At 63.1% G+C, this 25,577-nt stretch carries 21 protein-coding genes and 1 tRNA gene; 6 read left to right on the plus strand and 16 right to left on the minus strand.

Features of this window, described 5'->3' with window-relative positions:
• Positions 1–2: 2 nt before the first annotated feature.
• The 8 genes from EG19_RS07855 to EG19_RS07890 all read right to left on the minus strand — a co-directional run bounded on the left by EG19_RS07855 (position 3) and on the right by EG19_RS07890 (position 11,935).
• Positions 3–1,145: an NHLP bacteriocin system secretion protein gene (locus EG19_RS07855; protein ID WP_038049367.1), complete on the minus strand. Its 1,143-nt coding sequence runs from the start codon at positions 1,143–1,145 to the stop codon at positions 3–5.
• A gap of 3 nt (positions 1,146–1,148) precedes the next feature.
• Positions 1,149–3,095, minus strand: a complete 1,947-nt coding sequence (locus EG19_RS07860) for a TolC family protein (protein ID WP_152543984.1) — start codon at positions 3,093–3,095, stop codon at positions 1,149–1,151.
• 8 nt (positions 3,096–3,103) lie between these two features.
• On the minus strand, positions 3,104–5,056 hold the full coding sequence (locus tag EG19_RS07865; RefSeq protein ID WP_038049371.1) for a TolC family protein: 1,953 nt from the start codon (positions 5,054–5,056) through the stop codon (positions 3,104–3,106).
• A gap of 15 nt (positions 5,057–5,071) precedes the next feature.
• A complete protein-coding gene (locus EG19_RS07870; RefSeq protein ID WP_038049373.1) occupies positions 5,072–6,016 on the minus strand; it encodes a GNAT family N-acetyltransferase in 945 nt (314 codons plus the stop codon).
• A complete protein-coding gene (locus tag EG19_RS07875; RefSeq protein WP_161685499.1) occupies positions 6,007–8,370 on the minus strand; it encodes a DUF4135 domain-containing protein in 2,364 nt (787 codons plus the stop codon). The genes EG19_RS07870 and EG19_RS07875 overlap by 10 nt, the downstream gene beginning before the upstream one ends.
• Positions 8,371–8,819: 449 nt before the next feature.
• On the minus strand, positions 8,820–9,158 hold the full coding sequence (locus tag EG19_RS07880) for an NHLP leader peptide family RiPP precursor (protein ID WP_038049377.1): 339 nt from the start codon (positions 9,156–9,158) through the stop codon (positions 8,820–8,822).
• Between the two features lie 171 nt (positions 9,159–9,329).
• The gene (locus EG19_RS12685; protein ID WP_053335085.1) at positions 9,330–10,811 is read right to left on the minus strand and encodes an HAD family hydrolase; all 1,482 of its coding nucleotides are present in this window, start codon (positions 10,809–10,811) and stop codon (positions 9,330–9,332) included.
• A complete protein-coding gene (locus EG19_RS07890; protein ID WP_152543985.1) occupies positions 10,808–11,935 on the minus strand; it encodes a sigma 54-interacting transcriptional regulator in 1,128 nt (375 codons plus the stop codon). Before EG19_RS07890 ends, EG19_RS12685 begins: the two co-directional genes overlap by 4 nt.
• An 80-nt stretch (positions 11,936–12,015) precedes the next feature.
• Between EG19_RS07890 and EG19_RS12690 the strand changes: the two genes are divergently transcribed.
• Positions 12,016–12,762 (plus strand): cyclic nucleotide-binding domain-containing protein, encoded by a 747-nt coding sequence (locus EG19_RS12690; RefSeq protein WP_161685501.1) that lies wholly within the window; start codon positions 12,016–12,018, stop codon positions 12,760–12,762.
• On the opposite strand, the gene EG19_RS07900 is transcribed toward EG19_RS12690, so the two are convergent.
• The 3 genes from EG19_RS07900 to EG19_RS12695 form a co-directional block, all read right to left on the minus strand.
• Positions 12,759–13,175 (minus strand): STAS domain-containing protein, encoded by a 417-nt coding sequence (locus EG19_RS07900; RefSeq protein WP_081800038.1) that lies wholly within the window; start codon positions 13,173–13,175, stop codon positions 12,759–12,761. The two genes, EG19_RS12690 and EG19_RS07900, sit on opposite strands and share 4 nt — an antisense overlap.
• 36 nt (positions 13,176–13,211) lie before the next feature.
• Complete coding sequence (locus tag EG19_RS07905; protein ID WP_038049381.1) at positions 13,212–13,886, minus strand: outer membrane protein; 675 nt, start codon at positions 13,884–13,886, stop codon at positions 13,212–13,214.
• Positions 13,887–13,966: 80 nt separating this feature from the next.
• Positions 13,967–16,318, minus strand: coding sequence for a serine/threonine-protein kinase (locus EG19_RS12695; RefSeq protein ID WP_053335088.1), 2,352 nt, complete (start codon positions 16,316–16,318; stop codon positions 13,967–13,969).
• Between the two features lie 205 nt (positions 16,319–16,523).
• Between EG19_RS12695 and EG19_RS12700 the strand changes: the two genes are divergently transcribed.
• The 3 genes from EG19_RS12700 (at position 16,524) to EG19_RS07925 (ending at position 18,743) form a co-directional block, all read left to right on the plus strand.
• On the plus strand, positions 16,524–17,414 hold the full coding sequence (locus EG19_RS12700; protein WP_053335089.1) for an FHA domain-containing protein: 891 nt from the start codon (positions 16,524–16,526) through the stop codon (positions 17,412–17,414).
• 51 nt (positions 17,415–17,465) lie between these two features.
• Positions 17,466–18,641, plus strand: coding sequence for a tRNA uracil 4-sulfurtransferase ThiI (gene thiI, locus EG19_RS07920; RefSeq protein ID WP_038049383.1), 1,176 nt, complete (start codon positions 17,466–17,468; stop codon positions 18,639–18,641).
• 26 nt (positions 18,642–18,667) lie between these two features.
• Positions 18,668–18,743, plus strand: a tRNA-Arg gene (locus EG19_RS07925).
• 1 nt (position 18,744) lies between these two features.
• Here EG19_RS07925 and lptE read toward each other — a convergent pair.
• From lptE to EG19_RS07945, 4 genes are read right to left on the minus strand one after another with little or no spacing between them, the layout of a single operon-like run.
• On the minus strand, positions 18,745–19,275 hold the full coding sequence (gene lptE, locus EG19_RS07930) for an LPS assembly lipoprotein LptE (RefSeq protein WP_038049385.1): 531 nt from the start codon (positions 19,273–19,275) through the stop codon (positions 18,745–18,747).
• A complete protein-coding gene (leuS, locus tag EG19_RS07935) occupies positions 19,272–21,725 on the minus strand; it encodes a leucine--tRNA ligase (RefSeq protein ID WP_038049387.1) in 2,454 nt (817 codons plus the stop codon). Before leuS ends, lptE begins: the two co-directional genes overlap by 4 nt.
• Before the next feature lie 53 nt (positions 21,726–21,778).
• Entirely contained in the window at positions 21,779–22,456 is a 678-nt protein-coding gene (gene radC, locus EG19_RS07940) for a RadC family protein (RefSeq protein ID WP_038049389.1), read from the minus strand.
• Positions 22,443–23,195: an SIR2 family NAD-dependent protein deacylase gene (locus EG19_RS07945; RefSeq protein WP_053335127.1), complete on the minus strand. Its 753-nt coding sequence runs from the start codon at positions 23,193–23,195 to the stop codon at positions 22,443–22,445. Before EG19_RS07945 ends, radC begins: the two co-directional genes overlap by 14 nt.
• A gap of 106 nt (positions 23,196–23,301) precedes the next feature.
• Between EG19_RS07945 and EG19_RS07950 the strand changes: the two genes are divergently transcribed.
• A complete protein-coding gene (locus tag EG19_RS07950) occupies positions 23,302–24,063 on the plus strand; it encodes an enoyl-CoA hydratase/isomerase family protein (RefSeq protein WP_053335090.1) in 762 nt (253 codons plus the stop codon).
• On the opposite strand, the gene EG19_RS12705 is transcribed toward EG19_RS07950, so the two are convergent.
• On the minus strand, positions 24,060–24,980 hold the full coding sequence (locus EG19_RS12705) for an AEC family transporter (protein WP_161685505.1): 921 nt from the start codon (positions 24,978–24,980) through the stop codon (positions 24,060–24,062). The two genes, EG19_RS07950 and EG19_RS12705, sit on opposite strands and share 4 nt — an antisense overlap.
• 46 nt (positions 24,981–25,026) lie before the next feature.
• On the opposite strand from EG19_RS12705, the gene EG19_RS07960 reads away from it, so the two are divergent.
• Positions 25,027–25,467 carry a hypothetical protein gene (locus EG19_RS07960; RefSeq protein WP_038049393.1) on the plus strand — a complete coding sequence of 147 codons (441 nt, stop codon included), beginning with the start codon at positions 25,027–25,029 and terminating at the stop codon, positions 25,465–25,467.
• The last annotated feature ends 110 nt before the right edge of the window (positions 25,468–25,577 follow it).

Below are 25,577 nucleotides of genomic sequence, written 5' to 3' on the forward strand. Positions count from 1 at the left end.
ACCTACCCGGCACCGGTGGCCCGCTTGACCAGCGGGATGATGTAGGCAATGGGGCGTTTGGTTTCCACCACTACTGAGCCCTGGCACAGGGTTCCAGGGAAGACCTTCAGAGGCGGGCCCTTGCCCGAGGTCCAGCGGAAGCCGGAAGGGGCATCAGGTTGCGGGACGAGCTCCACGGTTACGCGAATAGGGGTGGCCCGACCCGCAAGCTCCTGGGCCAGCTGTTCGTTGCGGAGGATGCGCTTTAAGGCCTCGGGGGTCAGGGGAAACTCGGAAAGCTCTTCCACCTTCCCCACGATGTAGCCGTACTCCTCGGGGCGCACGGTGGAGGGGGAAACGTTGGCCGGCATCCCCGGGGCAATCTTCTTCCCTTCCGCCGCCGGCACGAAGAGCACAGCCTTCAAGGGTTGCGAGGGGTCTTCCAAAGTCACCAGCCGTGTCCCGGGCTGCACGAGATCCCCCACGTTGGTGGTCACCTCCAAAACCCGACCGTTGTAGGGGCTTTTCACCACCAGCTGGGCCAGCTGGGCTTCCAGCTCCTTGAGCCTGGCCCGCACCTGCTCAATTTGCACGCTGCGACCCGCGGAAGAGGCCCGCAAGTTGGCAATGCTTTCCTCGGTAGCGGTGAGCTCGGCTTGGGTTTGCAAAAGCTGCGAGCCAGTCAGAAGCCCCCGCTCCACCAGCTTGCGCTGGCTTTCGATTTTTTTTCGCAGCTCCGCAGCTCGCGTTTGGTAACGAGCTAACAGCTGCGATTGCGCCACCGCTTGCTCAGCTCCATGCCCGGAAATCGCGGCCAGCTCTTCCTTGGTGTTTTCGTAGCGCACCCGCAGTTCGGGCTGATCCAAACGCAGCACCACGTCCCCGGAGGCCACCATTTGCCCCGGTTCCACTTCCACCGCAAGCACGTGCCCAGCCAGCGTGGAGGTAATCTCGAAAACCGAGCCGCCGCGCATGAGGATGCCCTTGCCGTTTACCTTCACAGCAATGCTGCCGATGATGCCCCACACGATGGCCGCCACGATGGCAAACCCCAATCCCCCCAAGGCCAGCCACCCAGCCGGCGACGTGACCTGCATGAGCTCGTCCAGCCGTTCGGGAGACGAGAGCCTTTCGAGCGCTTTTTTGCGGAAGAGGTTGGAGGCCATAACCTAAAGCTCCCCCACCCGGACCTCTGTGCCTTGCACCTGGATCGGCAGGAGCTCACCCAGCTCGTACCGCAACTTCACCACGTCGGTGGCTAAGCTCAACTGGGCGTTCACCATGGCAATCTGCGCGGCAATCAGCGCTTCCTCGGTAACGATAAGGTCCACCATCCCCAGCTCACCGGCGCGGAAGAGCTCCTGCGCCGCTTCCAGGCTCTTGGCCGCCGCTTCCGCGCCCTGCACTCGTGCTAAAAACTCGGCCTTTCGCTCCCTCACCTTTGCTACCTGCTCGGTGGCCCGCAACCCAATGGTGCGCTCCAGGTCCCCCTGGCGGATGAGGGCTTGCCGTTCTAAAGCGCGAGCTGAGGCCAGACGTCCACGGGCAAAGCTGTTGGCAAAAGGCAAGGAAAAGTTTAAGGAAAGCACCGCCGAAGGTCCTGCAAAACCCTCACCAAAGGCCTTGGTAACCCCCGGCCACCAGCGGGTGGCGGCCATGGTTTTGGGGGTCTCGTGCAAACCGGTGTACCAAGCGGTGAAGGAGAGGTTCACCTCCCGGCGGAGGTCGGCCCGTGCTGCGTCTGCCAGGAAGCTAGCGGCTTTTGCGGCCAGCTTGGCGGCCGTTACTTCCGGCCGGGCTGCCGCCAGCTCTTGCCTCACAAGCTTGGCTGCCAAGGCCTCAAGCTCTTGTTCTCCCGGGGGCTCGGGGAGAGCATCGGAAAGCTCGGGAAGGTTGCTGGGGTCAAAAGCAGAAAAGCCCATCGTGGACAAAAGCTCCACCCTGGCCCGCTGGTAGGCTTCCCGCGCCTGGGCGGCTTGCGCTTGCGCCTGAGCCAGCCGTGCTTGCAGCAGCACCGTATCCGCAGGGGCTATCTCGTCAGCCTCCACCAAAGCATTGGCGAGCTCGAAAAGCTTTTCCTCGCGGGTCACCGTTTCCTGAAAGAGCCGAAGACGTTCCCGCGCCGCCACAGCGTTGTAGTAAGCCACCCAGGTACTGAGCGCGGTGCGCTGGAGGGTGGCTCCTTCGCTATAGGCGCTGGCTTCCGCCTGTGCCTGGGCTGCCCTTTCTGCACTTTGCGCGGAAATGTAACCCCCACCACGGCCGAGGGGGATGTCCAGTTGAAAGCCCATGCGGGAGGTGTAGGAAGCCAAAACCCCCTTGCCGCCAAAGGAAGGATCCAAAGGCTTGCCCCGCCAGGTGTCGCGCACAGCTTCGATCTGGACTTGTGGCGCCAACTGAATCCCGTTGCGGTACAACTTGGTAAGACCAAAGGAATACGCAAGCGTGTCGCGATCCTCAATGGTGGGGGCCACGCCCTGCTGGCGCAAGATTTGCCGGCTTACGTAAGCCACCAAGCGGGCGGTGGCGAGATAGGTTTCCAGCTGCCGGCGCCAGGCGTCCCGTACCGCTTGCACGGCCTCCGGAAGACCGGCGTCTTCATAGCCGCGGAGGAGGGCTTCCAGGTCAATAAACACCGTGTTGGGCACGCAGTGGACTTCGGTCACCGTTGTGCCAATGGTGATGGTGGTTTCAATGCACTCAGGAAGCGGCCCCAATTCTCCAGAATCCAGTTGCTGTTGGATCCCTTGCGCCAACGCTTCAAAGGCGTTGGCCACCCCCCGCAAAATCCTCCGCCGGACCAGCTCGTTCTTGTAAAGGCCGCTGGCAAGCGGTAACGTGTCCCGGGAAAAAGACCCGTCAAAGGTAAACACCTCATCAAAGGCCCCTTGCTGCAAGCGCCAGCTCCCAAGGTTGAACGCTTTAGTGGCCCGGGCTTGGGCCACTGCCGGATCGTGGGTCAAAGCCAGCGTCAGGGCTTGCTGCAATCCCAAAGACCCACCGCTGGCCGTAGGGGGCACCCAAGGTTGGCTGGAGGGAGAGGCAAAAAGCCAGGGGCTCGAAAGCCAACTCAGCATTGCAACGGCTAGGCCCAAAAAACCTGGTTGCCGCCTCATGGTCCACCTCACCGCTGGGTCCTGGGCAAAGCCCAAAGATCACCCACCACCAGGTACTCGCCTTCCGGCGTTTCTTCCACGAGGGTTCCGGTATCGAAGCGCAGCTTGGCCAGGGTCTGCGCCACCGCAAATTGCGCTTGAATCACGGTGAGATCGGCTTCCACCGCCCGCTGCTCGGTGAGGATCGTGTCAATAAGCGTGGAACGCCCGAAACGGAACTTTTCCAGTTCGTTTTCAAAAGCTTGCCGAGCTGCTTGCGCGGAAACTTTGGCTGCTTCCAGCTGCGTAAGGAGTTGTTCCAAGGTAATGCGGGTTTGCAAGACATCAAGGCGTACCCGACGCTCGGCATCGGCTGCAGAAATTTGCCTTTGCGCCCACAGGGCCTGGCGCTGTTCCAACTGTCCGCGCTGGGTGAGATTAGCCAGGGGCTTTTCATAAGCAAAACTGAGGCTCGCCGAGGGACCAGCCCAATTGCCAAAAAGCGCTCGGCCCAGGTTGTGCCCCATGTTGCCGCCAGCATCGGAAAGGCCGGCATAGGAAATCTTGAAGTCCAGGTCCTTCTTGGCAGCCAAATCAATGACCGCCGCCCGCCAAAGCACCCGCCCGGACCTCTCCAGGTCGCGGGCTGCGGCCACGTCCAAGCGGCGGCTGGCACCCATCTCGGCCAGAGCCTCTGCGGAAACCGCCGCCAGGTCAGAAGGCGAAGGCGGAGGCGGAAAGCCCTCCACGGCTTGGGGTAACGAGGAGGGCTCGGCGATGCTCACGCCCATGGCGGTGGCCAGCGCCACCTGCGCCTGAGCCAGGCTGCTCTTGGCTGCTTGCAGCTGGGAGGTGACCTCGGCTTGTCTCGCTTGCATGCGGGAGATCTCGGCACGGGGGATCTCGTCGGCTTCGGCCAACGCCTGCACCAGCTCCAAAAGACGCCCCTGGAGCTCGGAAGAACGCCCGTAGACCGCCACGGTTTCCTGGGCACGGTAGAGGTCGAGGTAGGCAAAAACCGTGGCGAGCACGCTTTGCGAGGCGGTAAACGCCAGGGTCTTGCGGCTGGCCTCCCAGTCAATCAAGCTCGATTGCTCGGCAGCTCCCGCCGATTCTACGCCCTTGCCACGCCCCAGTGGGATGTTCACGGAAAAACCCAAGGTGGCGTTGTACGTGTCCTCCCGTCCCGGACCGCCAAACTTGTCGCTCTTGGGTTTGCCCTGGTAGCGCAGGCTTTCACCGGAGAGGTTCATAAACGGCGTGAGGGTCAATCCGGTGCGGTAGTGCTTGGAAAGCTGCAGGTCAATGGTGCCCCTTTGGGTTTGCTCCACTTCCGCCACGGGCCCTAGCTGTCGCAGCTCCTGCCTTCCACCCACCGCCGTGGCCAGCTCTTCGTTTCTGGCAATGGTGAGCTCACCCAAACGCGATTCGATCCAGTTGATGATGTCCTGGCGGATTTGGGCTTGCTGGGCGGGGGAGGCATTGCGATACAGGACGAGCATCGCCTCCCACTGTGCCTGCAATTGGGGGTCCAAAAAACTTACACCAGCCGGAATCAAACCGCTCTGCAAATCCGAACGAGCTTGCAACAACTGTTGAATCATTTGATCGTATTGGGCCATTTTGGCTTCAGCCTTGGCGATCTCGTCCCGAATCTCGTCCCGCTTTTTTTTCTGATCCAGCTTTTCTGCAGCGGATAAGGGCCTCTGCGTGAACTCATAGGAAACGTTGCCAATAAGCGTAAGGTCAAAGGCTCCTGCCGCCTGCAGCGAAAGCCCTTCCTTTGCCTTCACATCTTCCCGGCTTAATGCCAAATTGGGCTCATGGGCCAAGGTTAATTTGAGAGCTTCCGAAAGCGTCAGCTCGCGTTTTTGAAGAGGGGGGAAACTCGGCGCTTCAACCCCCCGTCCCTGCGACCACGCCGTGCTCCCAAGCCCCAGAAGCCCGCAAACGGCCATAGCCACAGCTTTTCCCTTTCGCATATGACCTCCCCTTTCTCATCCAGCCCGCGTTACCCATTGCGGTTGGTGCTGCAGTTTTTTTGTGCTTCCTAAGGTCCACCGTGCCTGCTGCGCCCACGGGGCCATGTGCTTTTCTACAAACTGCACCATGGTGGGGTGGCGTACCGGAGCAACAAAGGAAGCCAGCGTAAATCCCGCTTCTACCATGCGATGGATGGACTCGGAAAAAAGCGGCAAAATTCTGCCCCGCCGCCCCCAGTCTTTGCGGATAAAGCTGCAGGTAAAACGCAACCACTGCGCATTTAATGCATGGTTAATCACCCAGCCCATAATGCCTTCCGGGGCGCGCAAGGCCACGCTGGTGCGCTCCTCGAACCCCTCCTCCACGTATCGCCAGGGAACGAGGTCGGGGGCAATCCATGGGCTTTTCTCCTGCGAGACCTTCAGGGCTTCCATTTCCTCGCGGGTTACGCTGACAAAGGGCACGATTTCGCACCCTTCCCGCACAGGAAAACGGTCCAGCCAGGGAAAACGCAGCGCCTCCTGGGCGGTGAACAACACCGAAAGGGTTCGTCGCTCGGGCGGGCCCCAGCCGAGCTCCTGGGACACCTTCGCCCACCACTGGCTCCCGCTGCCGCCCTCCGTCCACACCACCCCCAGGCTGGCAAAACTGGCGTTGGATGCCACGGTTTCCGCGGCCTGCACCAGCTTCTTGCCCCAACCCTTCCCTCGGTGCTCGCCGACCACGTATACCGAAAGCAGTTCCGCGGTTTCCCGCTCTCCTAAGGGCAGGGCTAAAAGAGCCAGGCCCACCGCTTCGCTTCCCAGGAAAGCCCCCAGGGCCACGGGCTGCACCGGCGGCGACCCCGCTTCACCTAAAAGCTTGGGGCCCACCTCAACGGTCAAGAGATGCCGATAGGCCGGGAACGTCATGGGCAGAAAGACCGGGTCAGCGGGCGGAGCAAGCAGCCTTATTTCCATGGCTTCGCTCCCTCCACTCCTCCGACCAAAACTGAACCCAACTCCCCCGGTAGCAACAGTCGAGAAAGGTGGAAAAGGAAGCCAGGCAAACCGTCGAAAAGGCCTCCTTTCGGATCCAGTTCCCGCCGCCAAAGCCCCGAGCTGAAGAGCAGCGCGGCCAGCTTCGTCGCCTCGTCCATGAGCCGCTCGTCGCCAGCGAGCTCGCCGATGATCAACGAGATTTCGCTACGACCAATGCTACCACAGCACAAGCTCAAGGGGCTGGAGAGCTTCAAGGGAACAAGTCGGGCGTAGGCCTCTGCGTTTTGGCGGGCAAGGTGTAGGGTCACCAATTCGGCAGGCACCAGCTTCCTGGCCGCCAGGGCCCCCGCCGGTCCATGGCACCAGCCGTTAAGGCCCACCGAAACGGTTTCACCGGCTGGAAGCTCGGCCTCCGCCCACCAGGTGCCCGCCCGGGGCTCCTGCTCCAAGAGCCACACCGCCTCCCGAGCCCACCGCAGGTTACCGGTCGCCTTACCTACCCGCAAAAGCGCTGCCGCCACCCCCGAAATGCCGTGGGCGAAGCCCGGCTTCCAAATGCTTTTGCCCCCGTTGGCCGCCGCCCCTGGAACTGCGACCAAGAGACTAGCCGCCCCGCTCTCTAATGCCTCATGCAACTCAGGCAGGCCCCGGACGCTTTCCGCAACCCCCAAAAGCAAGCCGGCAAGACCCGCCTCCACGTCCAGGTGTTCCGGGGGCTCGGATCTGCCCAAGGCCTCCTTTGCAAGACCACGGGCCAATTCGCAAAACGCTGGCTCTTCAAGCCAGCAACCGCAAGCAAAAAAGGCGTAAACCACGCCGCCGAAACCGGAGGCATAACCCGGAGGCCAGCTTCCCGGGATTCCACCTTGAAGCTCCCCTTGGAGCCGTTCTAGGTATTGCCGCGCCCGTTGCCTGGCCGTTGCATCGCCGCTGGCCCTAGCCCAGGCGGCCCAGGCCAGGGCCCAACCCGCCCATCCCCGGCGCAGGAAGGGCCCAACTTCCAGGCCGAGAGCGGCCTCGCCCTGGCGCAACGCGGCAGCTACCTCGCTGGCGGCTTGCCGCAACGCCGCCCTTGGGTCTTCCCTGAGGCTGTGGAGGCTCGCCGCTAAGACCGCCAGCTGGTGCTTGATGAACTTGTGATCCAACCGCCTCAGCCTGAGCAGGATTTGCTGTTGGCCGGAACGCCGCACCACGCCGCAGCGGCGGGCTGCCGGCAGCGTGAGGCGGGGAACCGCAAAGCTGTGAAGAGCCAGCGTTTCCGCACGCAGGAACGGGACGAGAGCGCGGATGTCCATACCCGCGGCCAAAGGCCCGCGCCATCGGGTTTCCGCTAACAGACTGAGCTGCCAGCACTCGCGAACTTTGGAGTTTTGCAAGGCCGAGCGAAAGAAGGAGGCATAGGCCTCGCTGGGACGGGCCACCCAGCGGACCTGGAGCCGCGAAAGCTCATTAAATGGCAAACGAAGCTGCCCACTTCGCCAGGCCCACAGCAGCTTATCCAAAGCATCGCGAGCACCCGCCACAATCTCCTCTCGGTATTGGCAGGGATCCACGGGTTGTCCGGCAAAAAGCGGTAGGGATCTCGCCCCCGGGCGGTGGCCACCGAGGAAAGCTCCATCGTCCCGCAGGCCGGAGGGACCATTCATGGGGAACGTCACCAGCCCTGAGGCCAAGATGTCGCCATCTTCTTTTGGGTCGAAGACCGTGAGCGGGCGGCACCAGGTTTCGCCGTCCACCACCACGGGTCCATCCTCTCCTGCCACCACGTTTTCCCAGTGCAAATCTGAAAGCCCCAAAAGCCAAGCCACAGCCGCCAGGTGGCCAGCCGTGAAGAACCACCGCTGCACCTGTTCGCGAGCAAGAAGGCTGGCCTGGGACACCTCTGCTACCCATCCGTATCGCGACCGAGCCACCATTTCCGGCAAGGGCGGCAGCGTAATCCCCACCGGGCGCAAGGCATCAAAAAAGACCGCCAGCACCCGCTCCGGCTCCAAAGAACGGGGCTTGTAGAAAAAGGCCAGGCCCGGGGCCGAGACCAAGCGAGCTACGGTTTCCCCCTCCTGGTGCCGGTCGGAAAGGCCGAAGGTTAGCTCGGTCACCTGCAGGCTTCGCCCGCCAAGCAGACTCTGCTCGATTTCGGACCGATCCCGCTGGAGTCTTTGGGCCAGGGTCCGACAGCTGCGCAACCATTGGCTAAAGCGGGTGGCCAGCAAGCGTGCCGAAAAGGGTCGCTCCTCAAAGGCTTCCCAGGCCCCAGCCGTTGGATTGACAGCCGCCGCTTCCAGGAGTTGCCGGCAATGGGTTTCCAGCTGCTGAGCAATAGCGGCGGGCACCCTTAGGGAAAAGAGCGGAGCCGCAAAAACTCGGCGGCACTTTGGGAGGACGACCTCCGCCAAAAGCCGCGGTACTTCACCAATAACTGCTCGCTCAGGTATTACCCGCTGCAAGAGCAAAAGCCACTGCGGTGTTTCTTCTAATAAACAGCAAAGGCCCCGCTGCAGGCGGGCCAAAGCCTCGGTTTCGGTCAGGCCCTCCGCCGTCAAGCGCCTGGAGAAAAGGTCACTGGCACCCCCGCTCACCGCCTGCCGCCAACCTTGGGCTACGGGTGTTGCTGCAGTTTCCTGAAGAGGGCGCGACCCAGTATTCTCCCCAAAAGCCAAAATCTCCTGTAGAAACGCCCCACCACGGATGAGCCTTGAGGCCATCGTCAGAAGAATCCCTCCGGAAAAGGCGGCCCACGGTCGCCCGGCGCGCAGAAGGCGACCGTGGGCCTGTTTTTCGTTTAAAAGAGGCTGGCGTTGATTTCCACCCGGGTGCCGAAGCCCAAACCTTGGACTTCGCACTTGTAGGTGTCCTTCTTGCCACCGGCCACCTGCTCCAGGTCAGCGTCGGAAAGCTCTTGGCCTTCTTTTGCCACATGGGGAATGATCACGTAAAACTCGTTGGGCTTTTCCTCGATGACCTTCACCTGCACCGAAGGCGGAATGGAAGTCCCCAGCTGCGCTCCCACCACCTCCCGGGGCTTGGCCAGGAGGGCCTTGCGGTACTCCGGGTTCTTGGTGGCAAACCCGGCGATCAGATCGTTGACTTCCCCTCTGGTTAACGTGACAGCTTCTGGCATTTTTGTTTCCTCCTTTCTCTTGCAGCTCTTTGCGCGCGCGCTTTTGCCAAGAGCAAGAGGCGTGCCAAGCTTGCCAGAAACGTAACACGTTGTACCAAAAGGACTTGTCTAGAAGCGAAAGGAACGCAAATAGAGCTATCGCTCCATTGCTGGCGTCGGGCCTCCAGGTGCCTAGGTTTCCCTTGTAAACAGCGCTAACACTTCCGAAAGGGGCTGGCGGAGTCGGAATTCCATTTCTTCCACGTCACAGAGGGCAAGGCGCCTGCGAAAACGCCAGGTTCCCACCCGAAGCGGGGGTTGGTGCGCTAGCGCCGCACGTACCGGAGCCAAAAGCTCTTCCAGACGGGCGTGCATGCGCTCCCAGCACCAGGAAAAGCCTTCGGCAAACGCCTCGCGCACAGCCGCGGATGCTTCTCGCCAGGGGAAAAACTCGTTGCGGGCTCGCACGATGGTCTTGGGGGTAATGACCTGCCGCTGGGCGAGGCTGCGGGCTTGAACCAACGTCATCCGCGCCAGCGCCCCCGAAGCCTCGCTCTGAGCCACCAGTTCCGGGGGGAGGGCAAGGTTTAAAAAACAGTGCTCAAAGTCAATGAGCGTGAGACGCTCCCGCCCTTTGACATCAACGGTCACAAACGCGTTGCGGGGACGGATGTCGGCGTTAGCGAAGGCGTAGGCAAAGGCCAGGTGGGCCCCGAGGTCAAAGGCCACCTCTGGATTGGGGGGCGAGGTGTAGGGCTTCCCCTTCACCGCTTGGGAGATGCCCAACGGCTCCCCATCCTCAACCACCCAGGCTTCGGGAACCGGTAGCTCTAGTCTTTGCGCTAGGGACCGGGCCAGGGCATCTACGTAGGCCGCCGCCGGATCCCAGAAGCGCTTGCAAAAGAAAAGCTCCTCCTCCTCGCCACAGGAGGCCACTACCGTGGCCAGCAGGTTGTACCGTCCCTCCTGGCCTTCGGCCAGCGGTTCAATGCGCTCCACTCGCCATGTTTTCAGCCCCAGGGCCAGCCTTTGCCCTTCAGCCAGCAGCGGGGCAAATCCGGTGTCTTCCCAGGAAAGCCAGCCCAAACGGAAAAACCGTGGTAAACGCTGCGAGCCTACCAGCAAAACCGGAAACCCCAGCCGTCGGGCCGCCCCATCGGAGGCCTCCGAGTCTCCCACAACCAGGATTTGCGAAGGGGGCAGACCTAGCTCCTGGGATAAGCGCGAGAAAACCTCGGGGGATGGCTTGGTGATCCCCAAGTTGCACGATAAAAGCTGCGCATCAAACAACTCCCGCAAGCCCAAATCCTCAAGCACCCGGGCATGAGCTGAGGAGAGGTTAGAGACCAAGGCCAGCTTGAGCCCTCGCCGGCGTAGAAAGCGCAACACCGATAAGGCCCCCGCAGTCAGCTGCGCCTGTGCCACTTGCTCCCGCAGCGCTTGCACCAAGAGCTCCTGTCCTGGGCTTTGCGACGCCCCCGCTTGCTCCGCCAGTGCACTGACGAGCTCCTCCACTGCGGAAAAGGACTGCCGAAGCCCAACCTGACGCACGGCGGAAAGCCACGCCCGCGCTGGCACCCCCAAAAGCTTGGGCGCCAGGCGCCGAAACCAGGGATCCGGCAGGTGCAACAGGGTGCCAAACAAATCGCAGGCCACCGCGCGGATTTGCGTCATTGCGGTTTTAACTGATGGTGCCGGAGGAAATCCATGAAGCGCTGGTAGTCCGCCTCCCGCAGATGAAACAGCTGCAAAAGCCGCTTGTAGGAGTTGCCACTGTGAGCCAGCCCCCAGCGGATGATGTGCTGTACCTGCGTGCGGTTGAGGTCGCGGTTTAAAAACGCGTCGTGAACCAGATGCCAAAAGTCGCCCTTTTCCACCAGTTGGCGCACCAGCTCGTCTTCCAACCTTCTCCGGGGCGCTGGGTCCTCGCCCAAAAGCTCGATGAAGTGCTCAGGCTCGATGGTCCGCCCCTCGGCCATGGCGTAGCCCATGGTGACCACGCTGATGAGCTCACGAACGTTGCCCGGCCAACGATGCCGCGACAGCACATCCATGGCTTGGGGAGAAAACACCTTCTCCACCCCGTGCTTGGTGGCCAGACAGTGCAAGGTAAACGCCACCAGGTCCAGCCAGTCATCCCCCCGCTCGCGCAGGGGCGGAACCTGCAAGCGAAAGTAACGCAACCGGAAGTAAAGGTCCTCCCGAAAGCGATCCCCCAGCCGCAGGCTTTCCAGCGGCCTGTTGGTGGCGGCCACCACCCGCACGTCAGACCGACGTACCTTGGAATCCCCCAGCGCCTGAAACTCGCCGCTGGCCAGGGTCCGCAGCAGCATCACCTGCGCGGAAAGGTGCAAATCCGCCACTTCGTCCAGGAAAATGACCCCGCCGGTGGCTAGCTCAAAGGCTCCCTTGCGATCGGCAATGGCACCGGTGAAGCTGCCCTTCTTATGGCCAAAGAGCTCGCTCACCGTGAGGTTAGCATCTTCAAACTGCGGGCAATTCACCGGAATAAACGGCCCACTTCGCCGTGGTGATAACAGATACAGGGCCTTTGCTAGAAGCTCCTTGCCGGTCCCCGATTCGCCCAGGAGCAGCACCGGCTCGGAAAACGGGGCAACCTTGGCGATTTTTTCCAGGAGATGCGTGAGCGCTGGCGAGCGCCCCACCAGGCACACCGCTTGGTGGTCCCCCCACACCCGGCGCGAAAGCCGGCATACGGTCCTCGCCAGCGGCACCATCCATTGCTCAGGGCGCGACGACACAATCGGCATAGGCAGGGTAAGGCGATCGCCGCTCACGGCACCCCCTCCGCTTGACGCCGCGCCAGGGCAGGCGTAGCTTTGAATGGAAGGAAGCTAATGTTCGGGAGGAAGCTACAGTGAGTACACCTGGCGCCCCGGTGTTGGAAGATCTGCAGGTCACCTACCCGGCTGGAACCTACGTTTTCCGCCAGGGGGAAGCCGGCAGCGAGATGTTCATCATCCAGGAAGGCAGGGTGGAGATCCTCGCCCAAAAAGGGCGAAAGGAAGTCCCGCTGGCGGTGCTGGAGGAAGGGGACTTTTTTGGGGAAATGGCAGTGCTGGAAGACCTGCCTCGGACCGCTTCGGCCCGCACGCTTACCCCGTGCCAGCTGCTGCGCATTGACCGCCAAACGTTTGACCAGCTCATCCGCCACAACCCGGAAATTGCCGTGCGCATGCTGCGTAAGCTCTGCCATCGCTTGCGCACCGCCCAACCCCAACCGCTGGAGGCGCCAGCTACCGTTCCCGAACCGCCCGCACCGGCGGAAACTCTGAGCGCCTCTGCCGCCGCGCTTGTCCATGTGGCTTCCGATACCCGCTTCGTGTTGTCCACCGAAACTGAAAACAGCGTGGGGCGAAAGGACCCGGTAACTGGCCTGGCCCCTACCGTGGATCTTTCCGCCGTTGACCCCCAGAAAACCACGAGCCGCCGCCATGCCACGCTTTTCTTGCGGGATGGGAAGTGGTTCGTCCGGGAGGAGGTGGGTGTGCGCAACGGCACCTTTGTGAACGGCCAGCGCCTCACCCCCGGCGAGGAGCGAACCGTCTCCCACGGTGACCGCCTGCGCTTTGGCCTGGTGGAGCTGGAGTTCCATAGCCTCTAAACCCCTTCCCGGGCTTCCGCCCGGGCAAGCAGCGCCAGCACCGCTTGCGCCAAAAGCTCCACGCGGTCGTCACCCTTCACGGCCGCCAGGGCCTCTGCCACTGAGGGAAGCACGCGACAGAGCCTCGCCACCCCGGAAAGCTCGAGGAACCGCTGAACATCCGGGTTAGGTGCCGCCAGTGCAAAACCTCCCCCTTGCGTTTCAAGCCGGCGGGCAGCAACCAAAAAGAGCCGTAGCACCTCGCTGGTAACTTGGGGACAGGCCGCAAGATCAATGATGACGCGGGATCTTGGGGTGGTCATCAAAGGTGTCAACACCTCCTCGAGCGAAGAAAGCCCCTCGGCGTCCAGTTCACGATTGAGTCTAAGAATCTTAGTCCCCGTCTCTTCGCGGAGCTCCCAATCACGGCCCATAGCGCTCGGAACCCCCTTCCACCGCCTGGCCGGCGGCTAAAAGCGGATGGCTAGGCCCGCGGTGAACCAGGTTTGGGTGAACCAGTCCTTGTAGGCAAAGGTGTAGGAGCAGGGGGCACGGCAGTCAGGATTGGCAAAGGTGTACGTGGATCGCAGCGACTCATCGGTATTGGCGGCAAAATAGCGGCCCTCCAGGCGGAAACCCAAATGCTCGGAAAGCTCCCACTGGAGACCGCCGCCCACGCTGTAGGACATCACGGTGTCCGAGGGGATGGGCAGGAGGAAGTTAAAGTGGGTCACACCCAAACCGGCAACCAAATGCCAGCGTGTGGGTCCGTGCTTGGCGACCCAGAGAAGACCGGCCTGAGCCGTGGTCAGCTCCACGTCCAGGATGTGTTTGCTGTCAGGCTCGATGAAGCCACCGGGAACCTCACCGAATAGCGCTTGGTTATCTTTGAGCTGCGTGTCCTGCCTCAAAACCAAAAGCTCGCCCGCAAGGGAGGCACCCAGCGGCACATCCAGCACCAGCCCGTAACTCCCGCCGGAGGAAACGTCCACGTCCAAGTCCTTGAACTGAAAGGCCCTCTCTTCCACACGGATTTGACCGCCCCAACCGTAGCCAATGCTGGGTACCAGCTCCACCCGCGGCGTTTGCGCTGCCAAGGTAGAAGCCAACGTGAGAGTACTCACCAAAACCAAACGAAAACGCATAATGCCCCCTTTCTTGCGCGCCTGAAACGTTCTAGCGGCAATATAGCGCCGCCATCGAGAAGGGTCAAGCAACCCGCCAGCTACAGACCAAACAGCCCGCGCTTGCGCCGCACCTCCAGGGGGCGATCGGGGCTTGCCAAAAGCCCCTGATGGCCGGAGTGATCTTCGGCCAACACGTAAAACTCCAGGTCCTCATTACCGTGAGTGGCCGGCACGATTTCGCCCACGTAGGTTCCGGCTGAGGTCTTGCTCATGGGCAAAGAGCGGTAGCTCTTCTCCCCCTTCTTGCGGAAAAACAGCGTCACCCGGGCCACTCCATGGTCGTCCGAGGCCTTCACCTCCACTTTGGCCACCTGCCCTTTCGGGTACTCCCACTTGTACCCCGGCGCCGGCGGGGTAACCGCAGGCGCTCCGGAGTCCAAGGCTGAAAGCTGTGCGGCCAGTTTTTCCTTGAGCTTGGCCACCTCGGCGGCCATCCCCCCGTTGGCGGCCACTTCGGCAAGCAACGCCAAGCCTTGTTCGGGCTTACCCTCGTTGCCCAACTGAGCCGCCCGGTCCAAAACCTTTCGGAGCTGCTCCTGTCGCCCTTGAGCCTCCCGCAGGCGCGCGATTTTTTCCGCAAGCCCCGGCCTTGCCGGCAAGTAGCGCTCAACGGTCTGCAGAAAATGAAGCGCTTGCGGGTAGTTCCCCTGGCTTTCCGCGACTTTGGCCTGCTGCTCCAAAGCTTGTGCCGCCCGCTCCTGAGCTGCTGCCGCCTCACGGGTGCCCGGGAGCAAGCGCTCCAGATTTTGGACCTCGGAAAGCACCTGCTCCCACCGCTGTGCCTTCTCCTCCTGGGCCAAGCGAGTCATGACCTGGTTGATGCTCCGGGCCTGGCTTACGAGATGGCGGTCCTCAGCGGAAAGCGCATCTTCCTGGCCTTTAACGGATTCAAAATCGCGGAGCGCCCTGCGCAAACCGGAAACATCCCCAGCCTTCAGCGAGCGGCGGAGGCCTTCCAAAGCCCGCCTTTGCTCAAAAGCCGCAAGGCGTGTCCGCAACGCCTCGTACTTGCTTCTTTCCTCCGGTGTAAGGCCCGCCTCCTGCACCCCGGCAAGGAGCTCGCGGAGCTCTTCCCATTGTTCCCCCTCGGCCAGCAGCTCCCCTCGCGCCAGGAGCGAGCTCGCTTCTGAGGGTTGTTGGGCCGTTGTCGGCACCGGCGTTGGGCGGGTGGGAACCGGTACCGGCGTGGGGGCAGGAGCCGAAACCGAACCCCCACGGGAGAAGAGCCACAAGCCCAGCCCCGCCAGCAGCCCCAACCCCACCACCGCTCCTACCACCCATGGCAGCTTGCTCCGGGACGGCGCCGCCTGGGGCTTGGCGGCCGGTTGGGGTGGCGGGGGCGCAGGGACCTGAGGCTCCGGCGGCGCAGGGGCAGGAGAGGGCTCGGGGGAAGGCGCAGGAGCTCCCTCCTCACCAGTTGGAGCTGCAAGCACAGTAGGCTGCTCGCTCGCCGGCGTTGGCTCGGGTTCGGGGGGAGCTGCCTCGTCCGAAGGCCCAGCTTCGGGAAGGCCTTCCGCCGGGAGGATCACCGTGGCAGCCTCCTCGCCGGCCTCTTGAAGCGGAACGCCCCCCTCTTCTTCCGGCAGCAGTCGAACCGTGCCCTCCTCCTCGGCGGTCCCCGGCAAAACCGCAGCTGCCAGCGCCTGTCGCAGCTCACCCACTGAGGCCGGACGCTCGAAGGGGTCCTCATGCAAGCAGCGGGCAAGGCAGGCTTCCAGCTCCTGCCAGTTTTGCAGTTTTTCCCGCACCGGTTGCGGCAGGGTCACCCGAGCCTCTTCGTCCTCGTAAACCACCTGGGCGCCAAACAGCTCAACAGCAATTTGCGCAAGCGAAAACACGTCGCAGCGTTGGGGTTCGGCCAAATCTACGGCCTTTCGCAGCTCGGGGGCGGCAAAGGGTGCCCCGGAGCCGGGTATCCGCAAAAAGCCCCAACCCAGCCCCGTGAGGTAAACCCTGTCCGCCGAAACCACCAGGATGTTGTCGGGGGCAAGGTTCAAATGGGCCACCGCGGCCTGGTGCAAGCTGCCCACGCTGGCGGCGGCCAGTTCCAATATGTGCGCAGCTTGCGACGGGGTAAGCCCGGTGAGTTGGGTGAGGCGGGTTCCAGGGACCGGGACGAACAGCAGCACCGCCGCTTCCGGGCCCCACGCCGCGTCCTTTAGTGGAGGAACCCCCGCCGGCGCGTTTTTGATGAGGGCGCTTACCGCCTTCAAAAACCGCAGGCGGTGCACCTCCCCCACACCGGTTCCGGAAAGGCGAAGGACCTTGGCCACCACCGGATCTCCCGAGGCCCGAGCCCTGCCCCGAAAGACAACAGTGGCTTCGCCCGCTTGGATGACCCCTTCCAGGTCGTAGCTTTCAGCGAGTCTGTCGTCGGGAAGCTTTTCCATGCCCGCCCCTCTTTCGCTCCTGGTTCGTCATGGCAGTTTACCACTTCAAATACCAGCAGAGCACGGCCCACCTTTGGCCCACACCCCCACCGTGCCACGGCTTATCCCTTGACCTTGCACCGGGCCGTGCTAGCATGAGACAAATGTTGGGTTCACTTTGCATCAAGCGTCTTTTGGTGCCTGGCATTGCCCAAAGGAGGAAGCTATGCTCAAGGAGCTGGAAGCCATAGACACATCACCCATTGAGCAGCTGCAGAGCCTGAAGGCCGAGCAGCTCACGCTCAAGGAAAGGTTGGACCGCATGGTGGCCATGAAGGACCGGGTTTCGCCGGAGGTGTACACCCGCGTGCGCAAGGACTACGAAGCGCGCTTTGCCGCCTTGGAAAGCCAAGCCCGTCCCCTTTTGGACAAGGCTCGTCGCGAGTACGCCCGGCTCAAGGCGGTGGTCACCGAGTTGGAGCGCAAGCTCAACGCCGCCCGCTTGGCCAAGGAAGAAGTGGAGTTCCGCAACGCCCTGGGCGAATACACACAGTCCCAGTTCGCAGAGCTTTTGGCACAAGCGGAAGGAGAGGTGGCCGAGGTGGAAGGGCATTTGGCGGAAGCCGGAGCGCTCCGCCAGCGGTTTTTGGAAGCTGTGCTTTCCGAAAGCGAGCTGGAGGGCGGCGCCGCCCCGCCACCACCACCCTCCCACGCCAAAGCCGAAGAGGCGGCTGCACCTCCGCCCTCGGTGGAGGCCACCGAAGCCATGGCACTGGCCACCCCACCCCCCGAAGAAGCCGGGGCCACCATTGCCCTCGCCATGCCCAGGCTTTTGGTGCAAACCCCCGAAGGGGTCAGCCAGGAGTTCCAGCTGAAAGCGCAAGTCACCACCATTGGCCGCTCCCCCCGCAACGACATCTGCATTGCCGAGGCTTCGGTGTCCCGCCAGCACGCGGAGATCTTTCTTTCCGCGCGCGGCTACAGCATCCGCGATTTGGGCTCCAACAACGGCGTGTTCGTTAACGGTCAAAAGGTGGTGGAGCACCTGTTGGCCTCCGGGGACGTCATTGAGCTGGGCGCTCCCGGCTGGAAGCTCACGTTCCTGGCCCCCGAATAGCCTGCCCGGAGCCCACCAACCCTCTGTGCTAGCCTTCCCGGCGGAGGGGGCATGGAGGTTCGCTACGTCCTGGGGACCTATCACGAGATCATCCTCAAGGGGCAAAACCGCGGTTTTTTCGAGCGCAAGCTGCTGGCCAACATCAAGCGGGCTTTGGCGGGACTTCCGGTGGCGTCCGTTACCATCCCTTCCCGGGTAGTAATTGCTTTCAGCGAGGATGTGCCCTGGGCCCAGGTACAGGCGCGCCTGGCCACGGTTTTTGGGCTTGCCGGCCTCATTCCGGCGCTGTGGGCGGGTAGAACTTACGAAGAGCTGGAGCGTGCGGTGGAATCGCGCCTGCATACCCTCGGAGGGGAAAGCTTTGCCGTGCGCTGCAAGCGGTCGGACAAGCGTTTTCCCCTCACCTCGGAAGACATCCAAAAAAAGCTCGGCGCCTTCATCAAGGCCCGAACCGGTAAGCAGGTCAACCTCACCAACCCCGACACCGTGGTGCGGGTGTACGTGCAGAGCGACGGCCTTTACCTTTCCCTGGGAGAAGTGCCCGGCCCGGGCGGTTTGCCGGTGGGGACTTCGGGCAAGGTGCTGGTGTTACTTTCCGGCGGCATTGACTCCCCGGTGGCCGCGCTTTTGACGCTCAAGCGCGGGGCAAAGGTGGAGTTCGTGCACTTCCACTCGGCCCCTTACACCAGCGAGGCGTCCATCCGCAAGGTGGAAGAGCTTGTTCGGGTTTTGGCCCGCTACCAGGGGCAAGCCCGCCTCACCCTGGTGCCCTTTGGCGAGTTTCAGCAGGAGGTGGCGCGGCTCGCACCCGAGCGCCTGCGGGTGATCCTCTACCGCCGCATGATGCTGCGGGTGGCCGAGCGCATCGCCCGGCGCCACCGCTGCCTGGCACTGGCCACCGGCGAATCGCTCAACCAGGTTTCCTCGCAAACGCTGGAAAACCTGGCGGCCATCGATCGCGTGGCGCACATGCCGGTGCTGCGCCCGCTGGTGGGGCTGGACAAACAGGAAATCATTGATATCGCCACCAAAGCTGGGACCTTTGAGCTTTCGATTCTCCCGCACCAGGACTGCTGCTCGTTCCTGCAGCCCCTCCACCCCGCCACCCGCACCACCCCAAAGGCCTGCGAGGAAGCGGAAAAACCCCTGGATGTGGAGGATTGGGCCCGGCGGCTGCAGCACCAGGCCCAAAGCCAGGTGCTGGCCCCCCTCCCCTGGGACAGCTAAGCCTTTTCGTGGTACAACTGGCAAGGGCGCCGGTAGCGCAACGGATAGAGCACCTGACTTCGGATCAGGCGGTTGGGGGTTCGAATCCCTCCCGGCGCGCCAGCTAAAACCCTTCCAGCACCGAAACCACCACCGCCCGGGCAAACTCCCGGGACAGCCGCTCGATGGCTTCCAGCTCGCGGTCAAAGTAGTCCACCGCCGAGGCGTCCACCTCGTAGGTGACGGTGCGGGAAAGCCGCGGCTCGTGCCAGAGCTCCTTGGGCTTTTCGCCGGTGCGGTCCACCAGCTTCATGTCAGCCACCACCAGAAGCTGGTACTGGGTGGCGCGCCCCTGGGCGTCAAACTGCACCGGGGTGACGTTCACCGCCACCAGCGTCCCGGAAAGCACGGCATCCGCCTCCTCGGCGGAACCCACCAGCTGGAACCGTCCCCGCCGTAGCCACTCCTGGGAGAGCTCCTCGGAAAGCCGCTGGTCCAGCTCGGCCCTGCCGGTCTGGTTCACCAGCGGGGCCACGTAAAGTTTGGCCAGGTGTGAAGGGAGGTTCCCGGCGCCGGTACCCACCAGGTGGTAGCCACAACCGGAAGGGCCACCCAGGCTCAAGCTCGCCAAAACCGCTAAAAGCCGGGCTTTCATCCCTTCACCACAAAGGAAACCAGCTTGTCGGGAACGTGAACGACCTTGACGATTTCCTTACCTTCCAGCCAGCGGCCGGCGGCCCTTGCTGCCAGCTCCCGGGCCCGTTCGGCATCCAGTCCGGGATCCGCCTCCACCGTGGCCCGCAGCTTGCCGTTGACCTGAACGGCCAGCGTGACCTTTTGCTTGGCCAGCAAAGCCTCATCGAAGCTCGGCCAACCGGCGCGCAAAAGCGAGCTGTCGTGACCCAAAAGACGCCAGAGCTCCTCGGTGATGTGCGGGGCAATGGGGTGCAAGAGCTTCAGGAGCGTTTCGTATGCGTGGCGCATGGCCGCGGCACCCACCAGCCCACGGGCCTCCTGAATGGCGTTGGCCAGCTCCATCATGGCAGCAATGGCGGTGTTGGGGTGGAAGCGCTGCAGGTCTTCGGTGACCTTTTTGACGGTGCGATGGACGGCCACCGCCAGTCTTTCTGCTGCCGCCGCATCCCGGTCCGCCTCCCCCGCTTCAAAAACCGCATCCTGAAGCGCCCAAACCCGCTGCAAAAACCGGTGGGCGCCGGCCACCCCCTCATCGGTCCACTCCGCTTCCTTTTCGGGAGGACCCATGAACAGCGTGTAAACCCTTTCGGTGTCGGCGCCGTAGCGGGCGATGAGCTCGTCGGGGGCCACCACGTTGCCCTTGGACTTGGACATCTTTTCCAGCTTCCCGGAAATGCTGGACTTGGCCACGATCATGCCCTGGTTGAAAAGCAGCGCAAAGGGCTCGTCGTTGGGCACCAGGCCGAAATCGTAAAGGACTTTGTAAATGAACCGCGAGTACATGAGGTGCAGGATGGCGTGCTCGATACCGCCGATGTAAATGTCCACCGGCATCCAACGCCTGGCCCGCTCCACGTCGAACATGCGGTCGTGCACGTGGGGGTTGATGAAGCGCAGGTAGTACCAGGAGGAGTCCACAAAGGTGTCCATGGTGTCGGTTTCCCGCCGGGCTTTTTTGCCGCAGCGAGGGCAGGTGGTTTGGGTGAAGCTGGGGCTCTTCTCCAAGGGGTTGCCCTCGATGCCCCCAAAGGCAATATCGGTGGGCAAAAGCACCGGCAAGTCCGCTTCCGGCACCGGCACGATGCCGCAGTCCCCACAGTAAATGGCGGGAATGGGCGTGCCCCAATAGCGCTGGCGGGAGATCAGCCAGTCCCGCAGCCGGTACCGCACCTTCTTTTCCCCAAAGCCGTTGGCCTCGGCAAAGGAAGCCATGGCTTCCTGAGCTTGCTGCCAATCCATACCGGAAAACTGGCCGGAGTTCACCAGCTTTCCGGGGCCGGTGTAGGCGTCGGAAAGCTCGGCGTTCTCGTCCATGCCCGGGCCCAAAACCACCACGCGGACGGGAAGCCCGTACTTGCGGGCGAAGGCAAAATCCCGCTCGTCGTGGGCGGGCACCGACATGATGGCGCCGGTGCCGTAGTCCATGAGCACGAAGTTGGCCACCCAAATGGGCAGTTTTTGCCCGTTGAAGGGGTTTTCGGCATAAAGGCCGGTGAAACGCCCCTCCTTTTCGCCCCCTTCCGCTTCCCGTTGCAGCCGGGTTTGGTTTTTGAGGCGCACCACAAAATCCCAGTAATCGGCATCGGGAGCGGTGGCTTTGGCCTTTTCCGCCAGCGGGTGCTCGGGGGCAATGGCCACAAAGGTAGCCCCAAAGATGGTGTCCACCCGGGTGGTAAAGATCGTGAGTTTTTCCCCAAGCCCATCCACCGTGAACTGGACGTCGCACCCCACCGACCGCCCAATCCAGTTCCGCTGCATGACCTTGACCTTTTCCGGCCAGTTGGGGAGACGGTCAAGCCCTTCCAGCAAGCGATCGGCGTAGGCGGTGATGCGCAAGAACCACTGCTCCAGCTCCTTTTGCACCACTTCGGTGCCGCACCGCTCGCAACCCCCACCCACCACCTGCTCGTTGGCCAACACCGTGCGGCAGGAGGGGCACCAGTTCACCGGCGCAGTGCCGCGGTAAGCCAGGCCCTTTTCCCACATCTTCAAGAACAACCACTGGTTCCAGCGGTAGTACTCGGGCTCGCAGGAAGCAATTTCCTTGTCCCAATCGTAGAGGATGCCCCAACGGCGGAACTGCCGCTTCATGCGGGCAATGTTGGCAATCGTCCACTCCCGGGGGTGAATGTTGCGCTTGATGGCTGCGTTTTCTGCGGGCAGGCCAAAGGCGTCCCAGCCCATGGGGTTGAGAACCCGGCGCCCGTTCATGAGAAAGTAGCGGAACAGGCAGTCGCCCAGGATGTAGTTGCGCCCGTGACCCACGTGCAAATCGCCTGAGGGGTACGGGAACATGTTGAGCATGTAAAGCTCCTTGTCTTGCGCCGTGTCCACGTAAGCGATGCGCTGCGAATCCCAAAATTCTTGCCACTTGGGCTCGATGGCTTGCGGATCGTAGGGTTCGCGCATGTTTCCCCTCCGGCTGCGCATTATAAGCGCCAAAACACAAAGCTTTTGGAGGCTTAAGGCATCAACCCTTGTTGCCGGAGCGAGACAAACCCCCCGGCGGCCACCACCACGTGGTCCACCACGGCGATGCGCAACACCTTGCCCGCTTCCACCAGGGTGCGGGTTAAGGCCACGTCGTCGGGGCTGGGACGGGGATCACCGGAGGGGTGGGTGTGCCAGAGGACGACCCCATGGGCGTTGTCCAGAATGGCGTGATAGAAAACCTCGGAAGGCTCCACGCTGGCACCGTCCCGCACCCCGCGGTGGAGGACGTGTTCGCGGATCAGCCGGTGGCGCACATCCAGGCTCAAAAAACCAAAAACCTCCGTGCGCTCCCGCAGGTAAGCCGGGGCCAAAAGGCGAAAAACCGCCTCCGGGGAATCCAAAACCGCCCCCAGTCGCAGCTCCTCGGCCGCCAACCGGCGGGAAAGCTCCAGGGCCGCCAGGAGGGTTGCCGCTTTGGCCTTCCCCACACCCTTGCGCTTGAGGATGGTTTCCGGTGAAAGCCGAGAAAGCCCCGGAAGTCCCCCCACTTCGGCCAGCCAATTTTGGGCCAGCTCCAGCACCCCATGTTGTCTGGTTCCCGTGCGCAATAGCACCGCCAAAAGCTCTGCGGTGGAACAGGCCGCCGGGCCCCAGGCGAGCAGCTTTTCCCGCGGCCTTTCTTCCCGCGAAAGCTCACGCACGCGCACCTTGCACCTCCAAAAGCCTGGCCGTCAAAGCCGGCAAAGCCTCCCCTGCCTTCGCTGGGATCTGCACGGTGGCCAGGTAGGCCAACGCCGAAGGCTCGGGGTTGACCTCGATGACCGCAGCCCCCCAGGCCGCCGCCACCTCCACCAAACCGGCAGCCGGCCACACCACCCCGGACGTACCCACCACCAGCATGGCGTCGGCTTGGCTGGAAACCCGCTCGGCTTCGGCCAACACAGCTTCGGGGAGCGGTTCCCCAAACCAAACCACGCCGGGCCGCTCCAGGCCACCGCAAACCCCGCAGCGGGGAGGAAGCTGAGGCAGCGGCACCTGGTGGTCCTCGCGGGTTCGCCCGCACTTTGCGCAAAAAAGGCGCCAGAGCGAGCCGTGCAGCTCCAAGACCCGGGTGGAGCCCGCCCGCTGGTGCAGCCCGTCCACGTTTTGGGTCACCACCACCAGCGAGGGGAAAAGCTCCTCCAGCTTGGCGATGGCTTTATGGGCTGGGTTAGGCTGGGCTTTTTTGGCGTTTTCCCGGCGCATGGCGTAAAAACGCCAAACCAACAGCGGATCCCGGCCAAAGGCCTCAGGTGTGGCGACATCTTCCACCCGATGTCCCTCCCACAAGCCCCCGGCCCCGCGGAAGGTGGCCAGGCCGCTTTCCGCCGAAACCCCGGCACCGGTAAAAACCACCACGTTTTTGGCCCGGGAAAGCAGCAACGCCGCACGCATCACTGGTTCCATAGCGAAAGTGTACGAAACGAGGTGGCTCCGCCAAAAGCTGCCCACCTGTTTCCTTTCCTGGCTTGCGCCGTGCTAGCATGGGCGGGCGATGCACGGAGGAGACGCCATGGAAGAGCTCGTACGGGTGGAAACGCACGGAAGCTTGGCCCTGGTGGCGTTGAACCGGCCCGAAAAGCGCAACGCTCTAAACCCACTCATGCTGCAGCAGCTCCACCAGCACCTTCTCCAGCTGTCCCAGGACCCCACGGTTCACGTGATCATCCTCTACGGTGAAGGGGCGGGCTTTTGCGCCGGTGCTGACCTTGCGCTTTTAGAACAGGCCCGCAAGGAGAACAACTTTCAGGCCTTTAGCGAAGCCGAAGAGCTGCTGCAGGAGTGCGTGAAGCTCCTGGCCACCTGCCCCAAGATCACCATGGCGGCCATGCACGGCTTTGTGTTGGGGTCAGGCCTGGACCTGGCCCTGGCCTGCGACTTACGGGTAGCCGCAGCAGGCACGCAAATAGCAGCCAACAACGTGCGCCTGGGGTTGGTGCCCGACGGTGGCGCCACCTGGGCGCTCCCCCGTCTCATCGGCTTGGGTCCGGCCATGGCCATGCTGCTTTCCGGGGATCCCGTGGAAGCCGAGGGGGCGTACCGCTTAGGGCTCATCCACAAGCGGGTCCACGCCGGGCGTCACCTAGAGGAAGCGGCGGCCTGGGGTGGCGAGCTAGCCCGCTGCTGCTGGGGAGCCCACGCCGCCATCAAGCGCCTGGCGCGGGTGGATCCCCGTCTGACGTTGGAAGCGGCCCTCAAGGAAGAGCGGGAAGCGCAAAAGAGGCTCTTTGAGGACGGGCTGCCCTCCCGCTCGGCCGGTCGCACCCCCAGCTAGCCGGGGGAAGCAACCCCGCACACCATCCCCCAAAGGACAAAGGCAGGAAAAGCCAGCGCCGTGGTCACGAGCACCGCAGCGCCCGCCAGCCGGGAGTCCCCACCCATCTCCACCGCCACCGGGTACGAGGCCACCGCAGTGGGGGAAGCCAGCAGCAGCACCCCGACCTGAACGTCAAGGCTGGGAAGAGAAAGCGCCCGCAGCAGGAAAAACCCCGCCCCGGGGAGCAGTACCAGCTTAGAAAGTGAAGCTAGCAGCAGAGGCCCCCGCACGTCCCGCAGCTTTTCCACCTCCAGTTGTGCCCCCAGGGCCAAAAGTGCTGCCGGCAAAGCAAAATCAGCCACGATCTTCAGCGTGTGGTGGAGCCAGCCCCAGGGCTGCCAGGATAGAGCTGAAAGGAAAAGCCCCAGGTTGGCACCCAACACCAGCGGGTTGGTTATCACCGCCCAGGCCAGCTTTCCCCACCCCCGGCCCCCGCCGCGGGCCAGCTGCAGCACCACCACCGCTAAAAAGTTCATGACCGGGATCAGCACGGCCGAGGTGAGCGCTGCCCGCCGCAAGCCCTCTTCCCCCAGGCTGGCCAGGATCACCGGAAAGGCCATGTAGGCCAGGTTGCCGCGAAAGGCCGCCTGGGAAAACACCCCCCGTTGGGGGCGGGGAAGGCCCAAAAGGTAAGCGAGCAAAAAAGCCAGCACCGCCATGACCACCACCAAGAGCGTGGTCATCGCTGCCAGCGGCGCGGAAAAGCCGGTAGCCAAGGGAGACGTGCCAATGGTGAGGAGCAAAAGCGCGGGAAGGGCCACGTTAGCGGTGAGGCGATTAAGTCCAGCCGCGCTTTCGGCGGTTAAAAGCCCCCAGCGCCGCAAAAGCGCCCCCAGCCCCAAAACCAAAAACGCAGGAAGCACGTTTGCCAGCACGACGCGAGTATAGCGTTGCCCCGCTGCTGTCGTAGACTTAAGGCTGATGCGGGTGCGGGAAGAGGTGCCGCTTTTTTGCGAAGAGCTGCGGCTTTTGGCTCCCCTGCGGTGGGCGGGGGGGCTTGCGGTCACGGGCCTGCTGGCCACCGGCATCTGGAGCGGCGGCTGGGGTGGCAGTGCCCTGCAGTGGCTTTCCGGCCTTTGCCTGACCCTGGGCAGCGTGGGGGCGGTGGGGCTTTGGCGGCTTTCCCGTTTCGAAACCGCCGTGGGCCGCTACGGGGTTCGCGCCGGCTGCTGGGAGCTGACGTTTACCTTTGCCCGCGCCGATGTGCTGGCGGCAGAACGGCAAAAGGCCCGTTCCTGGCGGGCGTTTTTTGCCAAGGAGGAGGTGCTCCTGAAGCTTTCCGGCCCCGCCGGAGGCCGGCACATCGCCATCCCCTCCCGGGAGCCCCAGGAGCTCATGGAAGCGCTGCAGGAAAACCCTTAAGGTGTGCGGCGTTGCTTTTCCGGAGGCCCCAGGTAGCGCAGCGGCTTGTCGCTCACGGTGAGAACCACCCCTGGATAACCCACAAAGTGGTAGAGATTGGCGGGCGCCGT

This window comes from Thermoanaerobaculum aquaticum (assembly GCF_000687145.1).
Lineage (GTDB): Bacteria > Acidobacteriota > Thermoanaerobaculia > Thermoanaerobaculales > Thermoanaerobaculaceae > Thermoanaerobaculum > Thermoanaerobaculum aquaticum.